General features: G+C 70.3%; 10 protein-coding genes. 5 read left to right on the top strand and 5 right to left on the bottom strand.

All coding sequences use genetic code 11. The features are described from left to right. Nucleotides 1–11: 11 nt before the first annotated feature. Together sdhA and ACFYRY_RS15485 are read left to right on the top strand one after the other, a co-directional pair. Nucleotides 12–1,766, top strand: coding sequence for a succinate dehydrogenase flavoprotein subunit (gene sdhA, locus ACFYRY_RS15490; RefSeq protein ID WP_389144688.1), 1,755 nt, complete (start codon nucleotides 12–14; stop codon nucleotides 1,764–1,766). Next, nucleotides 1,766–2,545, top strand: coding sequence for a succinate dehydrogenase iron-sulfur subunit (locus ACFYRY_RS15485; protein WP_389144685.1), 780 nt, complete (start codon nucleotides 1,766–1,768; stop codon nucleotides 2,543–2,545). Before sdhA ends, ACFYRY_RS15485 begins: the two co-directional genes overlap by 1 nt. A 102-nt stretch (nucleotides 2,546–2,647) precedes the next feature. Here ACFYRY_RS15485 and ACFYRY_RS15480 read toward each other — a convergent pair whose 3' ends face one another. From ACFYRY_RS15480 to ACFYRY_RS15465, 4 genes are all read right to left on the bottom strand, one after another. Next, the gene (locus ACFYRY_RS15480) at nucleotides 2,648–3,265 is read right to left on the bottom strand and encodes an SUKH-4 family immunity protein (protein WP_389144682.1); all 618 of its coding nucleotides are present in this window, start codon (nucleotides 3,263–3,265) and stop codon (nucleotides 2,648–2,650) included. Between the two features lie 81 nt (nucleotides 3,266–3,346). Further along, nucleotides 3,347–5,038 carry a nucleic acid/nucleotide deaminase domain-containing protein gene (locus ACFYRY_RS15475; RefSeq protein WP_389144679.1) on the bottom strand — a complete coding sequence of 564 codons (1,692 nt, stop codon included), beginning with the start codon at nucleotides 5,036–5,038 and terminating at the stop codon, nucleotides 3,347–3,349. Nucleotides 5,039–5,217: 179 nt separating this feature from the next. After that, a complete protein-coding gene (locus ACFYRY_RS15470; protein ID WP_389144676.1) occupies nucleotides 5,218–6,906 on the bottom strand; it encodes a hypothetical protein in 1,689 nt (562 codons plus the stop codon). A 37-nt stretch (nucleotides 6,907–6,943) separates the two neighbouring features. Then, nucleotides 6,944–7,813, bottom strand: coding sequence for a nucleic acid/nucleotide deaminase domain-containing protein (locus tag ACFYRY_RS15465; protein WP_389144673.1), 870 nt, complete (start codon nucleotides 7,811–7,813; stop codon nucleotides 6,944–6,946). A gap of 196 nt (nucleotides 7,814–8,009) precedes the next feature. Here ACFYRY_RS15465 and ACFYRY_RS15460 point away from each other — a divergent pair, with 196 nt between their 5' ends. Both ACFYRY_RS15460 and ACFYRY_RS15455 read left to right on the top strand, forming a co-directional pair. Beyond that, the gene (locus ACFYRY_RS15460; RefSeq protein ID WP_389144670.1) at nucleotides 8,010–8,420 is read left to right on the top strand and encodes a VOC family protein; all 411 of its coding nucleotides are present in this window, start codon (nucleotides 8,010–8,012) and stop codon (nucleotides 8,418–8,420) included. 95 nt (nucleotides 8,421–8,515) lie between these two features. After that, complete coding sequence (locus ACFYRY_RS15455; protein WP_389144667.1) at nucleotides 8,516–9,349, top strand: TetR family transcriptional regulator; 834 nt, start codon at nucleotides 8,516–8,518, stop codon at nucleotides 9,347–9,349. 53 nt (nucleotides 9,350–9,402) lie between these two features. Here the strand turns inward: ACFYRY_RS15455 and ACFYRY_RS15450 are convergent, their stop codons facing one another. Continuing rightward, complete coding sequence (locus ACFYRY_RS15450; protein ID WP_389146231.1) at nucleotides 9,403–11,817, bottom strand: MMPL family transporter; 2,415 nt, start codon at nucleotides 11,815–11,817, stop codon at nucleotides 9,403–9,405. A 165-nt stretch (nucleotides 11,818–11,982) separates the two neighbouring features. Between ACFYRY_RS15450 and ACFYRY_RS15445 the strand changes: the two genes are divergently transcribed. Then, nucleotides 11,983–12,708 (top strand): response regulator transcription factor, encoded by a 726-nt coding sequence (locus tag ACFYRY_RS15445; RefSeq protein WP_389144661.1) that lies wholly within the window; start codon nucleotides 11,983–11,985, stop codon nucleotides 12,706–12,708. Nucleotides 12,709–12,713: the final 5 nt, after the last annotated feature.

Genomic DNA, 12,713 nt, shown 5'->3' with positions numbered 1-12,713 from the left:
CTGCGAGAATCATGAAGATCCACAAGTACGACACCGTCATCGTCGGCGCCGGTGGTGCGGGCATGCGCGCGGCCATCGAGTCGACGAAGCGCAGCCGCACCGCGGTGCTCACCAAGCTCTATCCCACCCGCTCCCACACGGGCGCCGCGCAGGGCGGCATGGCCGCCGCGCTCGCCAACGTGGAGGAGGACAACTGGGAGTGGCACACCTTCGACACGGTCAAGGGCGGTGACTACCTGGTCGACCAGGACGCCGCCGAGATCCTGGCGAAGGAGGCCATCGACTCGGTCCTCGACCTGGAGAAGATGGGCCTGCCGTTCAACCGGACGCCCAACGGGACGATCGACCAGCGCCGCTTCGGCGGTCACTCCCGCAACCACGGCGAGGCCCCGGTCCGCCGGTCCTGCTACGCGGCCGACCGCACCGGCCACATGATCCTCCAGACGCTGTACCAGAACTGCGTCAAGGAGGGCGTGGAGTTCTTCAACGAGTTCTACGTCCTGGACCAGCTGATCACCGAGGTCGACGGCGTCAAGAAGTCGGCCGGTGTCGTGGCGTACGAACTCGCGACCGGCGAGATCCACGTCTTCCAGGCGAAGGCCGTGATCTACGCGTCCGGCGGCTGCGGCAAGTTCTTCAAGGTGACGTCCAACGCGCACACCCTGACCGGTGACGGCCAGGCCGCGGTCTACCGTCGCGGGCTGCCGCTGGAGGACATGGAGTTCTTCCAGTTCCACCCGACCGGCATCTGGCGCATGGGCATCCTGCTGACGGAGGGCGCCCGCGGTGAGGGCGGCATCCTCCGCAACAAGGACGGCGAGCGCTTCATGGAGAAGTACGCGCCGGTCATGAAGGACCTCGCGTCCCGTGACGTGGTGTCCCGCTCCATCTACACGGAGATCCGTGAGGGCCGCGGTTGTGGCCCCGAGGGCGACCACGTCTACCTCGACCTCACGCACCTCCCGCCGGAGCAGCTGGACGCCAAGCTCCCGGACATCACCGAGTTCGCGCGCACCTACCTCGGCATCGAGCCGTACACGGACCCGATCCCGATCCAGCCCACCGCGCACTACGCGATGGGCGGCATCCCGACCAACGTCGAGGGTGAGGTCCTGGCCGACAACACGACCGTGGTTCCCGGCCTGTACGCGGCCGGCGAGGTCGCCTGTGTGTCGGTGCACGGCGCGAACCGCCTGGGCACGAACTCCCTCCTGGACATCAACGTGTTCGGCAAGCGGGCGGGCATCGCCGCCGCCGAGTACTCCCAGAAGGCCGACTTCGTCGAGCTGCCGGAGAACCCCGCGGAGCAGGTGATCGCCCAGGTGGAGCGCCTGCGCGACGCCACCGGCACCGAGCGGATCTCGGTGCTGCGGCGCGAGCTGCAGGAGACCATGGACGCGAACGTCATGGTGTTCCGCACCGAGCAGACGATCAAGACCGCGGTCGAGAAGATCGGGGAGCTGCGCGAGCGCTACCTGAACGTCTCGATCCAGGACAAGGGCAAGCGGTTCAACACGGACCTGCTGGAGGCCGTCGAGCTGGGCAACCTGCTCGACCTGGCCGAGGTCATGGCGGTGTCCGCGCTGGCCCGCAAGGAGTCCCGCGGCGGTCACTACCGCGAGGACTACCCGAACCGGGACGACGTCAACTTCATGCGCCACACCATGGCGTACCGCGAGGTCGGCGACGACGGCACCGAGACCGTCCGCCTCGACTACAAGCCGGTCGTCCAGACCCGCTACCAGCCGATGGAGCGTAAGTACTGATGGCAACCCCGACCCTGGACAAGGCGGACGCGGCCGGCACGCCCGAGCCCGGCTTCGCCGACTCCCCCTACATCACCGCCACCTTCCGGGTGCGCCGCTTCAACCCGGAGGTCTCCGCCGAGGCGACCTGGGAAGACTTCCAGCTGGAGATCGACCCGAAGGAGCGTGTCCTCGACGCCCTCCACAAGATCAAGTGGGAACTGGACGGCACCCTGACCTTCCGCCGCTCCTGCGCCCACGGCATCTGCGGCTCCGACGCCATGCGGATCAACGGCAAGAACCGCCTCGCGTGCAAGACGCTGATCAAGGACATCAACCCCGAGAAGCCGATCACGGTCGAGGCCATAAAGGGCCTGACGGTCCTGAAGGACCTGGTCGTCGACATGGAGCCGTTCTTCCAGGCGTACCGCGACGTCATGCCCTTCCTCATCACGAAGGACACGAACGAGCCGACCCGGGAGCGCCTGCAGACCGCCGAGGACCGCGAGCGCTTCGACGACACCACGAAGTGCATCCTGTGCGCCGCGTGCACCTCGTCGTGCCCGGTGTTCTGGAACGACGGCCAGTACTTCGGCCCGGCGGCGATCGTGAACGCCCACCGCTTCATCTTCGACAGCCGTGACGAGGCGGGCGAACAGCGCCTGGAGATCCTCAACGACCGTGACGGTGTGTGGCGCTGCCGCACGACGTTCAACTGCACGGACGCGTGCCCGCGAGGCATCGAGGTCACGAAGGCGATCCAGGAGGTCAAGCGTGCGCTGATCACGCGCCGCTTCTGATCTGCCGCACGTACCTCACGCAACGCCTGAGGGCCCCGTTCCGGTCAGACCGGAACGGGGCCCTCAGGCGTTCGGAGCGGATTCCCGGGCACCGGGCGGCGATCACCCGTAGAGAGAGCGGGCTCCCGGGCTGTCGCCCTTGAAGCGCTGGCCCGTGGCGATCTCGTCGGCCACCACCCACCAGACGGTCTCGTCGTCCTGGAAGGGAAGCGGGTCGACGCTGCTCGTCTCCTCACGGATGCGGTCGACCTCGCCCTCCAGGCGCTCGAAGTCGGCTTCCTCCTGGTCCTCGTCGCCGCTGAAGGTGAACTCCTCAAGCAGGCGCTGGAGCCGGAGGGTGACCTGGACGAGGGAGGAGACGTCCGTGTGGAGTTCGACCACGGTCTCCTCGTCGGCGTCGACGGCGTGCACCGTGCCGGACACCGGGTCGAGGGCGAGGTGCGCGTTGAGCAGCCAGCCGATGACGGGCCATCCTGCCGCGCCCTCCGGGGTGTCCTCGAAGTCCTCGAGGTCGACGACGTCCTGGACCAGGGGCAACAGGCCGTCGTCCTCGTCGGGCCGGCGCAACAGGAGCGTCCCCGTGGGGACGCCGACGGTCCTCAGGAGGCGGGCTCCGTCGGTGTCCGCGGCGGCGGGCGGGAAGGCGGAGGCGGGCAGGGTCGCGATCCGGTCCTCGCCGAAGAGGTCGACGAGTTCGCCGCGGGTGACGTCGAAAAGCACTTCCGGAACTCCGAACTCGGTGGCGGCACGGGCGCCGTGGGATTCTTGGTGGAATTCCGCCCGGCCCGCTGACCCGCCCTCTTATGGAACGAACTTGTTGTCCGAGGGTGAGAGGTTCATGACTGTAGCAGTGCGTCCGCCAGTGGCACCCTGCTGGTCCCACTGGTCGTGCAGCCACTTGACGTAGGCGCGGTGCTCCCGGTCCTTCTTGTACTTGCTGAGCTCTTCGCCGTTCGGTCCCTTTTCCGACTGGTCGTATTTCGAGCTGTGGGTGACATCGAGATTGTCGGGGAATTCCCTCGCGAGATACTTGTCGCATTTGGGATTCTTCTGACAGGGCTCACGTTCCGTGTAGAGCTCGCTGACGTTGCCCTCGTGCCCCTTCTTGATCAGCGGGTGTCCGATGGAGCGTTCGGAGTGTGCCTCACCGCTGGCGCCGACCAGGATGAACCGGTTCCCCTTGCCGTCGTCGTGCAGCGCTGAGGCGTAGTTGCCGCCGGGGACGTAGGAACCGGGGCGTTCGGTGCGGTTGGCGTAGCGGCCGAGCTGGGCGGCGCGGGCCAGTTCGGTGGAGCCGGGCGCGACCTTCGTGGAGCTGACCGTGCCGCCCTTGTTGGGCTTGTTCTTGCGCTGCTTCTCGCCCTTGTTGTTCCACGGGTACCAGGCCTTGTCGCCGAGTACGTCGTTCACACCGGAGGAGTCGCCCTTGGGGACGGGGCTGGTGGTGCCGTCGTGGTGCAACTGACGTATCGAACCGTCGTCGCTGAGAAGGTACATGGGCGTGTCGCCGTCACGTTTGACCTTCTTGACGTCGACCCTGTCGGCGTCGTCGCCGACGTCGTGGTCCTTGCGCTTCTGGTGCTGGGAGGCGGCCTTCACCCGTTCCGGGATGGTGTAGGTGACGTGGTCGGCCACCTTCTTGGTGGCCCTCTCCATGCCGTCCAGGGCACCCTCGAGCATGCCCTCGAAGGGCTGGGTGAATGAGTCCTTGCCCTTGGTCTTGCCGAAGGAGTTCCTCGACTTGGTGAGGTGGATCTGGGACTGGCCGCCCATTTCGCCGCCGTGACCAGAGACCTTCCCGGCGCCGTCCTCGAACTCGAGATGGTCGATGACCGTCTTCTTGCCCCCGCCGCCGGAGCCTTCGCCGTCGCTGTCGCCCGCGGAGGCCAGTTGCATGCCGCCGGGCTTGTCACCGGGGTTGAAGGCGCCCTCGGCGAGGTCGAGGACCATGTCCGAGACGAGTTCCGCGAGTTTGCCGGTGACGGGCTCGGTGACCTTCGCGACGAGCGCGTCGACGATCTGGTCGACCGCCTCGTCGACGAGCCGCTTCACGATGGTGCGCATCAGCGCGATCTCACCGGCGGCGACCGCGGCGGAGATGCCCAGAGTCAGGGGCGCGGCCGCGAGTTCGGCGACGATGGTGCCGGCGAGCACACCGAGTTCGACGCCCGCCTTGACCTTCATGCCGCGGATGATCTGGCCGACACCGTCGCAGGCGTCCGCGAGCAGCCGTGCCACCTCGGGGATCTTCTCCAGGTGACCGGTCTTCACGTACGACCAGTGCTTCTGCATGGACTCGACGGCCCAGCCCTCGGAGGAGTCGAGGATGCGGGTCACGGCCTTGTCCGCGTCGCCGCCGTGGCCCTCGAACTTCTCGGCGAAGTCCCGCATGGACGTCGCCATCTCGAAGTAGTCGTCCTCGTCGACGTTGGGCCAGCTGACCCCGATGAGTTCGAGCGCCTCGTCGATGATGTCCGGCAGTACCAGCCCCATGACCGCGCGCTCCGTCCCCCGTCACCTACTGCATTACCTGGCAAAGGCTAACCGGGCTGGTTGTCAGGTGCACAAGAAGAAAGCGGTGCCGCACGGTTCTGTGACAAGAGTCCCATCCGACGGTGACGGCACCACAGTTGACCAGGCAATGGAGTCGACCCGCCCCGCACGGGAGGCGGTCACCGCCCCCGCAGCCGCACGAGTGCCTCGTCCGTCCCCACCACCAGATCCCCTTCCGCCGTGAAGGCAAGGGCGTGGGCCTGGCTGCCGGGGCGGAAGGTACGCAGCCGGTCGTCGTCCAGCGCTCGGTGTTCGACGAGGCCGTCGGCCCAGGCGATCGCGAGGACCAGCCCGGCGTCGGTCGCCGCCACCGCCACCGCGTTGACGGCGCAGTCGCGGACGGCCACCGGCTCGGCCATGGGGTCGGTGTGCGGTGCCCAGGCGCGTACGGTGCCGTCGGCCCCGCCCGTGTACAGCAGGACGACGGTGTCACCCTCCGCGGAGACGGTCAGGGCGGTCCCGGCGACCGCGGTGACGCGCCCCCGGTGCAGAGCGGCGGTACGCGGCTCGGCGTCGACGCTCACCACGTGCACGGTTCCGGCGGCGTCACCGAGGACGACACCGTCCCCCGCGCCGGTCAGCGCGGTGACCGTCTCCCGCTGACGCCGCGTGTACTCCCGTACCGCTTCGAGGAGTTGCTCCCGCGCGGAGGGGCCGTCGTCGAGGAGGGCGGCGAGCCCCTTGCGCGTCGCGGACTCGGCGGCGCGCTCGGTGTGCAGGAGCCCGTGCTCGTCGAGGACGCTGACGGTGCCGTCGCCGTGCTCGGCAACGGCGCGGGCGCCGGGCGCGGAATGCGGGAGGCGTCCGGTGGCGTGGGCGCCCTCCGCGTCGAGGACACGCACGGTGCCCTGCTGGTCGGCGACGACGAGCTGCCCGGCCAGCGGGCCGGTACCGGCCGCCAGGGAGCGGACCGGGCCGGGCCACGGTGGGGTGACGTCCCCGCGCACCCGGTGCCAGACGACACTCCAGGGGGCGTCTTCGGCAGCGGACTCGAGGATGGCGGGCAGCCGCGGGTCACCGGCGTCACCGAGGGCGGCGAGGAGGACCAGGGCGCGTTCGGCGGCCGGCTGCTCGCGGATCAGGGAGGCGCCGGCCCGCAGCCAGGCGGCGCGCAGTCCGCCGTGACTCTCCTCCGAGCGTTCGTACGCGGTGGTCACGCTCCAGGGGTCGGCGGCGCAGACCGAGGCGGGATCGTCCAGGTCGAACGGTTCCCCGGGCTCCGGGTCCGGCCCCGCGAGCCCGGCCGGGTCGTCGGGGTGGGCCGCGTCCCAGGACGCGCGGAGGGCCTCGTCGGTCCACTGGGGCTCGTCCAGGTCCATGCGGGCACAGGGTCCGGCGGTGAGCGTCTGCTCCCATTCCGTACCGGAGCGGACCTCGACGAGTACCCGGCAATGCTCCAACGAGGCGATGTCCAGGGCGAGTTCGACGAGGGGTCCGGGCTGCTCGGCCAGGTGCAGTTCGGGCAGGGCGATGACGGTGCGGCGCCGGTCGGCGGCCAGCGCGGCCAGCAGGTCGCCCGGGGAGCGGGCGGCGATCGACAGCTGTTCGCCGAGTATCCAGGCGGCCGTGGTCGCGGTCTGGCCGGACAGCGGTACGAAGCCGTGGACGCGGCGCTCGCTGACGGTGCCGGGCCGGGTGCCGTGGCCGATCAGCCAGGCGAGGAGCCGCGACTTGCCGCTGCCCTCGGCGCCGGTGATCACGGCGAGGCCGGGGGCGTGGGGGTCGCGGAGCCAGGACAGCAGGGCGGCCGCGGCGGGCTCGCGTCCGGAAGCGGGCCGGGACCAGCGCGCGGCGGGATCGGCGGTCACGGACCCACCTCCGTTCCCACGGCGCCGGGACGGCGCGTCACTGCCCGGCCTGCTGCGCGGCGTGGGTGATGAGTTCCTTGAGGCCTTCCTCGCGGGACTCCGCGGTGTCGCCGTAGTCGAAGCTGTGCGTGAACTCGGCGTGCGGGAGAACGGCCTGGAGCCAGGCGGAGCAGTAGTGGCCGGGCATCATGCACGGTTCGAGTTCGCAGTAGACCCGGCGGACCTGCTCGGGCTCCACCCCGGCGGAGGAGAGCTGCTGCCACAGCTGCTCCTCGGGATGCAGGCGGCCCGGGCCGGTCTGGGCGGTGACGATCTGCTTCGTGCCGTCCGCGTCGACGTACTCGAAGGCCGACGAGAAGGGGAAGTTGAGGGTGTGCCGGACGTCGTCGAGCACCCGTGACCACCAGTTCTCCCGGTCGGCGACGGCCGCCGGGTCGATCTGCCGGAACTCCTGGACCAGCGCGCCGAACGCCTCAGCGGCGGACTGGAGTCCGTCGGAGGCGGCGATCACCGGGAGGGTACGGTCCAGGACGGCGGCGCAGTGCGTGAAGGCCGCGATGTCCGCGTTGACGAACAGGGCGGGCTCGTCGCGGCCGAGGAAGAGGGCCTGCACGGAGCCGTCGGTGCGGACACACAGGTTCGCCAGCCGGTCGGTGCCGATGCGCACCCACTCCGCCCACTCACCCTGCAGGGCGACGCCGCGGTGGCCGGTGTACATCCCGAGGGTGGGCCCGTCGGTCTCGTCGGCCGCGATGAAGTACGGCCCGACGTGCAGCGGCACCCCGACCTGCGCGAGGTGGGTCCGGGCCGAGGCCGGCACGGTTCCGTACGACGCGGGCACACTGATGCGGCGCAGCCCCTGGGGGCCGAACTGTGCGACGGCGGGGTCCGAGGGGAACTCGGGCATCACAGACCTCTCACGGTGGCGGACTTACCGGATCCACCCTATGCGCAGGGCGGGCGGGGGCGTGCCGCCGTACCGACCTTGGCGGGAGGCCCCGGCCTCCCTCGGCCGCGTCGTCGCTGCCCCCGAAGAGTGACCTTGCCGCGCCCCACGGTCAGCCCCTGCGTGTTGGTCGGTGATTCGCACCTAATGTGACGACATGTCAGACAAGGAATCGTACGAGCTGCTCGGGTTCGACAACGTCCTGCTCCCCGTCGGAGACCTCGCCGATGCCGTCCGCTTCTACGAGCGGGCCGGGTTCGTGGTGGGGTTCCGGTTCGACGAGGGCGGGATCGCGTTGCTGAAGGTCGGGGGTGAGACGCCCGGGATCCTGTTGCGCCAGGAGGAGGGGCTCGGGCCGCGGCCACCGGCCTGGCCCGCCGCGCGCCTGTGGCTGGAGGTGCCGGACGCGCGGGTGGCGGCGCGGGAGCTGACCGGCGCCGGGATCGACCTGCTCGACGCGCCGTTCTCCGTGTCGACCGGGTGGACCGTCGAGATCGCCGACCCCTGGGGGAACGTCCTCGGCTTCACCGACTACAGCAAGCGGCCGGCGCTCGCGCGCGGGGCGTGACGCCCCGCGGGGTGGCCGCGACCAGGACTCACCGGCCGTGAGTACCCCCACCGGGCCGCGACAGCCGGTCCCGTCCACTCGTAGGGTTACGTCCCGTGCCTGCGAACCAAGACGGCCCCGACAAGGGCGGTACCCCGAGCAAGTCCGAGCAGACCCGCGCGCTGATCCTGGAGACGGCGATGCGGCTGTTCCAGGAGCGGGGCTACGACAAGACGACCATGCGGGCCATCGCCCAGGAGGCCGGGGTCTCCGTGGGCAACGCGTACTACTACTTCGCGGGCAAGGAGCACCTGATCCAGGGCTTCTACGACCGGATCGCGGCCGAGCAGCAGGCGGCGGTCCAGGAGGTCCTGGCCCGGGAGACCGGCCTGGAGGCCCGGCTCGCGGGTGTGCTGAAGGCGTGGCTGGACATCGCCACGCCGTACCACGAGTTCGCGGTGCAGTTCTTCAAGAACGCCGCCGATCCGGACAGTCCGCTCAGCCCCTTCTCCCCCGAGTCGGAACACGCGCGGGTGGCGGCGATCAGCGTCCATCGGCAGGTGCTGGCCGGCGCCACGAGGACGAAGGTTCCGGAGGAACTGCGGGACGTGCTCCCCGAGTTGATGTGGCTCGCCCAGATGGGGCTGGTGCTGTACTGGATCTTCGACCGGACCGAGGGGCGGGAGCGGAGCTACCGGCTCGCCGAGCGAGGGGCCCGGCTCACCGCCCGGGGTGTGGCGCTCGCCCGGTTCCGGGTGCTGCGGCCGCTGGTGCGTGAGGTGCACGAGCTGTTCACGGACTTCCTGCCCGGGATGACGAAGGCGCTCCCCGATCCGGCGGGGAAAGCGGCCCCCTCGGCGGATGAGCGGACGGACGACGAACGGACGGAAGACCGACGGGTGGAAGACCAACGGGTGGAAGACCAACGGGCGGAAGACGAACCGAGGTAGAACCGAGCTGGACGAAGGGCGCCCCACCCGCAGGGGCGCCCCGGCCGCAGCCGTCAGTTGACCGCGTCCACCTCCCCCTCCGCCAGCTCCACGTCATGCACCACCGGGCCGTCCGCGACGACCACCCGACGGGTCCGGGAGCCGTACGAGGCCGATGTCGTCGTCACCAGATACGTCCCCGGCGTCGGGACCGAGACGATGTACGAGCCGTCGGCCAGCGACACGGCCCGGTCCAGTTGGTGTCCGCCCTCGGTCACCAGGGTGACGGCCGCGCCCCCGACCGGGTCACCGTCGGCCGTACGGACGAAGCCGTGGACAGCCGAGGAGCGGCCGGCCGACGAAGGCGTCGCCGGGGAGTGCGTGGCCGGGGTCTCCTCCTTGGGCTCCACCGCCAGATGCGGCAGCCGCTTGTCCAGCCAGGCCGGCAGCCACCAGTTGGAGTTGCCGAGCAGGTGCATCGCGGCCGGTACCAGGGCCGTACGCAGGATGAACGCGTCCAGCGCCACCGCCGCGGCCAGGCCCACGCCCGCCATCGCCGCCCCCGAGTCGCCGCTGAGCACGAACGCCAGGAACACGCAGACCATGATCAGGGCGGCGGAGTTGATGACGCGGCTGGTCTCGGCCAGACCGACGCGTACCGCACGGGCGTTGTCCTTGGTGTGCACCCACTCCTCGTGCATGCGGCTGACCAGGAACACCTGGTAGTCCATCGAGAGGCCGAAGAGCAGGGACAGCATGATGACCGGCAGGAAGGCGTTGATCGGGCCCTCCTTGCCCAGGCCGAGGAAGTCGAGCCCCCAGCCCCACTGGAAGACCGCGACGAGGACGCCGAAGGAGGCGGCAGCCGCGATCAGGTTCATCAGGGCGGCCGTCAGCGGCACCACCACGGAGCGGAAGGCGACCAGCAGGAGCAGGAAGCCCAGGCCGATGATCGTGGCGATGAACAGCGGCAGGCGGTCTCCCGTCACCGTCGCGAAGTCCTTCGACACCGCAGTGACGCCGCCGACGTGGGCCCGCGCCCCCGCCTTCGGGATCACCTGGTCCCGCAGGGTGTCGATGAGCCGGTCCGTCTCCTCGGACTGCGGTGACGTGGTCGGGACGACCTGGATCACCGTCACGCCCCGCGCGGACGGCAGCGCGGCGACCTGGGCCACGCCCGCCGTATCCTTGATGCCCGTGACCAGCGTGGCGGTGTCGCCGCCGTCCGCGACCACCTGGAGCGGACCGTTGAAGCCGGGCCCGAAGCCCTCGGCGAGCAGGTCGTACGCCTGCCTCGTGGTCGTCGACGCGTCGTCGTTGCCCTGGTCGGTGGCGCCCAGGCGCAGCGACAGCACCGGCAGCGCGAGCACGGCCATGACGACGAGGGCGACCGCGGCGATCCTGCGGGGGCGTTTCTGCACGCCCGTCGACCAGCGGGCGGCGAGGCCGCTCGCCTTCTCGGGCTCCGGCCCGCTCGCGGCGAGCCTGCGCCGCTGCCGGCGGCTGAGCACCCGGGAGCCGAGGAAGCCGAGCAGGGCCGGCAGCAGTGTCGTGGCGGCCAGGACGCTCAGCACCACGGTCAGCGAGGTGCCGATGACGACACCGTCCAGGAAGCGCAGGTTCGTCACCAGCATCCCGGCGAGCGCGATGCACACCGTGCCGCCCGCGAACAGCACGGCCCGGCCGGAGGTGTTGAGGGCGGTGACCGCCGACTCCTCCGGGTCCATGCCGCGCAGGATGCCCTTGCGGTGGCGGGTGACGATGAACAGGGCGTAGTCGATGCCGACGCCGAGGCCGATCAGGGTGGCGAGCAGCGGGGCCAGGTCGGGGATGTCGGTGACATGGCTGAGCAGCTGTGTGGAGAACATGCCGGTGCCGACACCGAAGATCGCGACGGCGAGCGGCAGCAGCATCGCGAAGAGCGACCCGAAGGCCAGGAACAGGACCACGGCCGCCGCCAGGATGCCGATCATCTCGGCGAGGCCGGTGGGCGGTTCCTGCACCCGCTGGATCGCCTGGCCGCCCAACTCGACCCGCAGTCCGGCGCGTTCGGCGCCCTGTGCGGTGTCGACGACGTTCTCCACCAGCTCCTTGGGTACGGCGTTCGCCTGGTCGGCGAAGGTGATCTGGGCGTACGCGATCCGCCCGTCGCCGCTGATCTGGTGCGCGCCCGCCGCGTAGGGGCCGGTGACGCCGCCGACGCCCTTCATGCCGGCGATCTCGTCGAGCGCGGGCTGGATACGGGACCGGACGGACTGGTCCCTCACCGACCCCTCGTCGACCTTCCACACCACCGTGTCGGTGTCGCCCGCGCTCTGCGGGAAGGCCTTCTCCATCAGGTCGTACGCGCGCTTGGAGTCCGTGTTCGGGAGGGAGAAGACGTTCGCGTAGTCCGTTCCCGCCGTAGAGGCCGAAAAGCCCAGGCCGAACAACGCCCCCACCCACAGCAACAGGACCACCAGCCGGTGCCGATAGCACCACCGTGCCAATACCGCCACGCTCAACAGCTCCTCAGTCGATCAGTCGGTCCCCCAGGTCCTGCGCACCAGAATTGGCGGCGCCGCGCGCGCGTGGGGGTGACCGGCCATGACTCTCAAGGAACTCCAAAGCTCCGAACCCGCCCGGTTGTCAGTGGCCCCGCCGATACTGGGGGCATGACGACGGGTCCAGGCACCGTGCTGGTCGTGGAGGACGAGGAGAGCATCGCCGACGTGCTCGCCATCGCCCTGCGCTACCACCGCTTCGAGGTCATGACGGCAGGCACGGTCCGCGAGGCGCTCACGCTCGCCGAGCGCACCCTCCCCCACGCTCGAGCAGGCTCGCGCGGGGGGACCCCCATCGACGTGGCGCTGCTCGACGTGATGCTCCCGGACGGCGACGGCCGCGCCCTGGGCCGTCAGCTGCGCGCCGAGCGCCCCGACCTGGCGGTCGTCTTCCTCACCGCCCGCGACTCGCCCGCCGAGATCGTCGGCGCTCTCGGCTACGGCGACGACTACATCACCAAGCCGTTCAACATCGACGAGGTCGTCGCGCGGATCACGGCCGTGCTGCGCCGGACCCGGCCGGCCGATGTCCTCCCGCAGCGGCCACCCCTGCGCTACGGCGACCTGGAGCTGGACGACACGACGTACTCGGTGCACCGGGCGGGCCGCTCCGTCGAACTCACCCCCACCGAGTACGCGCTGCTGCGCTTCCTGGTGCGCAACGACGGCCGGATCGTGCCCAAGGAGCAGCTCCTGCGCCATGTCTGGCAGTACGAGCACATCCCGGCCGAGTCGACCGTCGTGGAGACGTACATCAGCTATCTGCGGCGCAAACTGGACACGCTGGGACCGCCGGTGATCACCACCCGGCGGGGCGTGGGATACGGGCTGGCTTGAAACCC

It is taken from the genome of Streptomyces sp. NPDC005263, assembly GCF_042872365.1.
Lineage (GTDB): Bacteria > Actinomycetota > Actinomycetes > Streptomycetales > Streptomycetaceae > Streptomyces.
This window is presented reverse-complemented; position numbering and strand designations above follow the sequence as displayed.

Bases quoted from the DNA above. Each gene is read 5' to 3' on its own strand.
- ACFYRY_RS15445 (WP_389144661.1), top strand. From the start codon at position 11,983: ATGACGACGGGTCCAGGCACCGTGCTGGTCGTGGAGGACGAGGAGAGC.
- ACFYRY_RS15465 (WP_389144673.1), bottom strand. From the start codon at position 7,813: ATGCCCGAGTTCCCCTCGGACCCCGCCGTCGCACAGTTCGGCCCCCAG.
- ACFYRY_RS15475 (WP_389144679.1), bottom strand. From the start codon at position 5,038: ATGGGGCTGGTACTGCCGGACATCATCGACGAGGCGCTCGAACTCATC.
- sdhA (WP_389144688.1), top strand. From the start codon at position 12: ATGAAGATCCACAAGTACGACACCGTCATCGTCGGCGCCGGTGGTGCG.
- ACFYRY_RS15460 (WP_389144670.1), top strand. From the start codon at position 8,010: ATGTCAGACAAGGAATCGTACGAGCTGCTCGGGTTCGACAACGTCCTG.
- ACFYRY_RS15485 (WP_389144685.1), top strand. From the start codon at position 1,766: ATGGCAACCCCGACCCTGGACAAGGCGGACGCGGCCGGCACGCCCGAG.